The 2,001-nt window shown below is 68.7% G+C and carries 2 protein-coding genes and 1 pseudogene; 2 read left to right on the top strand and 1 reads right to left on the bottom strand.

Annotation, left to right across the window (positions count from 1 at the left end; all coding sequences use genetic code 11):
- A pseudogene (locus GBZ48_RS35755) lies at window positions 1–228 on the bottom strand (hypothetical protein); the annotation flags it as partial.
- A 221-nt stretch (window positions 229–449) separates the two neighbouring features.
- On the opposite strand from GBZ48_RS35755, the gene GBZ48_RS35750 reads away from it, so the two are divergent.
- Both GBZ48_RS35750 and GBZ48_RS35745 read left to right on the top strand, forming a co-directional pair.
- Window positions 450–1,208: a GntR family transcriptional regulator gene (locus tag GBZ48_RS35750; RefSeq protein ID WP_098736333.1), complete on the top strand. Its 759-nt coding sequence runs from the start codon at window positions 450–452 to the stop codon at window positions 1,206–1,208.
- Between the two features lie 50 nt (window positions 1,209–1,258).
- The gene (locus GBZ48_RS35745) at window positions 1,259–1,927 is read left to right on the top strand and encodes an HAD-IA family hydrolase (protein ID WP_174475362.1); all 669 of its coding nucleotides are present in this window, start codon (window positions 1,259–1,261) and stop codon (window positions 1,925–1,927) included.
- The last annotated feature ends 74 nt before the right edge of the window (window positions 1,928–2,001 follow it).

Raw genomic sequence — 2,001 nt, 5'->3', positions numbered from 1 at the left:
GGCATAGACCAGCCGCCCCCCTCCCGCAGCCAGACGTCCCGAGGCCAGACGTCCCGAGGCCAGACGATCCGCAGCGGCCTCGACAGCGGCGGCGACCAGCGGCAACGCGGGAGCGCAGGCGGCGAGTGCGCGCGTCTGCCCCTCCCACAGGGCCGTCATCAGTTCGGCGGCCGGCCACACGTCCAGCCGGCTGTACCGGTTCGCCGCATCTTCCGTGCCGCCCGCCATCGTTCCGGCTCCGCTGTCACCCTGGCGCCAAGCCTGGGGGTTGGTGATGTCTGGTTGGTGGTATTAGATTGGACTGTATGCGCAGAATACCAAAATCCGGACATTCCGCAATCTGAAACTGGTTGTAATTGCGCTTGCACCTCTGCATCCCGTCCGGCGCCTGTTGCCCAAAGGCCTTTCAGTGGTATCATGCCGGTCCCGGAGCACTGGAGTGGTTGCCGATGTCCACTGCCGCCGCCGCGGCCCCGTTCGACCCGACCGCCCTGTCGGACGCCCTGCCCCTGCCGCTGTACCTGCAATTGGCGCGGCATCTGCGGACGCTGATCGTCGAGGGCAGGCTGACCGACCAGGACGCCCTTCCCGGCGAGCGGGAGCTGGCGGAGACCTTCGGTGTGTCGCGCGTCACCGTGCGCAAGGCCCTGCGCGAACTGATCGCGGAGGGGCTGCTGCACCAGCGCCAGGGCGCCGGCACCTTCATCAACCGCAGCCCCCATGTGGAGCAGCGGCTGTCCGCCCTGACCAGCTTCACCGAGGACATCGGCGGGCGCGGGCTGAAGCCGGATTCGCGCTGGCTCAGCCGCTCGGTCGCCACCGCGACGCCGGAGGAGGCGATGGCGCTGGGCCTGCGTCCGGGGGCGGAGGTTGTGCGGCTGCACCGGCTGCGTCTGGCCGACGGCACCCCGCTCGCCATCGAACTCAGCGCCCTGCCGACCAGCGTCCTGCCCGACCCCGATCTGGTGCAGGGGTCCCTGTACGAGACCCTGCGCGGGCGCGGCCATCCGCCCTTCCGCGCACTGCAACGCTTGTCTGCCATTCGCCTGCCGGCGGATCAGGCGACGCTTCTTGGGGTTCCCGACGGCGCCCCCGCCCTCTACATTGAGCGCCGCACCTTCCTGGAAAACGGAACCCCGCTGGAGTTCGTCCGTTCCCACTACCGCGGCGACGCCTATGACTTCGTCGTGGAGCTGTCGCTGGTCTGATCCCTACCGGACCACTCCTTCCCAACCGACGATTCCAACGAGAGCGAGCGATGAAGCCTGCCCTTGATACCCCGTTCCGCGTCCGCGCCATCCTGTTCGACATGGACGGCACCCTGATCGACACCAAGGGTCCGGTTGAGCGCTCCTGGCGCGCCTGGGCCGCCCGGCACGATCTCGATCCCGACGCCATCCTGGCCGTCTGCCACGGCGTCCGCAGCATCGAGACCGTCCGCCGCTTCGCCCCCGCCGGTGCCGACATCGACGAGGAGGTGCGTCTGGTGGAGGAGTGCTACACCAGCGATACCGAAGGGGTGCGCGCGGTTCCGGGCGCGCTGGAGCTTCTGCAATCGCTGCCGCGTCACCGCTGGGCGGTGGTCACCTCCGCCCCGCATGACATGGCGAGAAAGCGTATCGCCCAGGCCGGCCTGCCCCTGCCCGACCTGCTGATCGGCGCCGACAACGTCACCCAGGGCAAGCCCCACCCGGAAGGCTACCGCACCGCCGCCGAGAAGCTGGGCTTCGACCCGCGCGACACTGTGGTGTTCGAGGATGCCCCGGCAGGACTGGCCGCCGGCAACGCGGCAGGCGCCTGGGTGATCGGATTGACCACGACGCTGCCGGCGCATGAGCTGGACGGCAACCTGTCCCTGCCCGACCTGACCGCGCTGCGGGTGCGCGTGGACGAGGATGGGCTGGAGATCCTAGCGGTGGGCGGGTGACCTTAGTGAAGTCAGCCCTGGATCTTATACACATCTGAGGCTTCCGAGGAATTTATAGTAGAGGGATGCTACAG

It is taken from the genome of Azospirillum melinis (assembly GCF_013340935.1).
In the GTDB taxonomy this organism is placed as follows: domain Bacteria; phylum Pseudomonadota; class Alphaproteobacteria; order Azospirillales; family Azospirillaceae; genus Azospirillum; species Azospirillum melinis.
The sequence above is the reverse complement of the archived record's forward strand: the minus strand, read 5'-3'. Positions and strand labels throughout refer to the sequence as shown.

Excerpts from the sequence above, each read along its gene's own strand:
- GBZ48_RS35750 (WP_098736333.1), top strand. The coding sequence starts at position 450 with ATGTCCACTGCCGCCGCCGCGGCCCCGTTCGACCCGACCGCCCTGTCG.
- GBZ48_RS35745 (WP_174475362.1), top strand. The coding sequence starts at position 1,259 with ATGAAGCCTGCCCTTGATACCCCGTTCCGCGTCCGCGCCATCCTGTTC.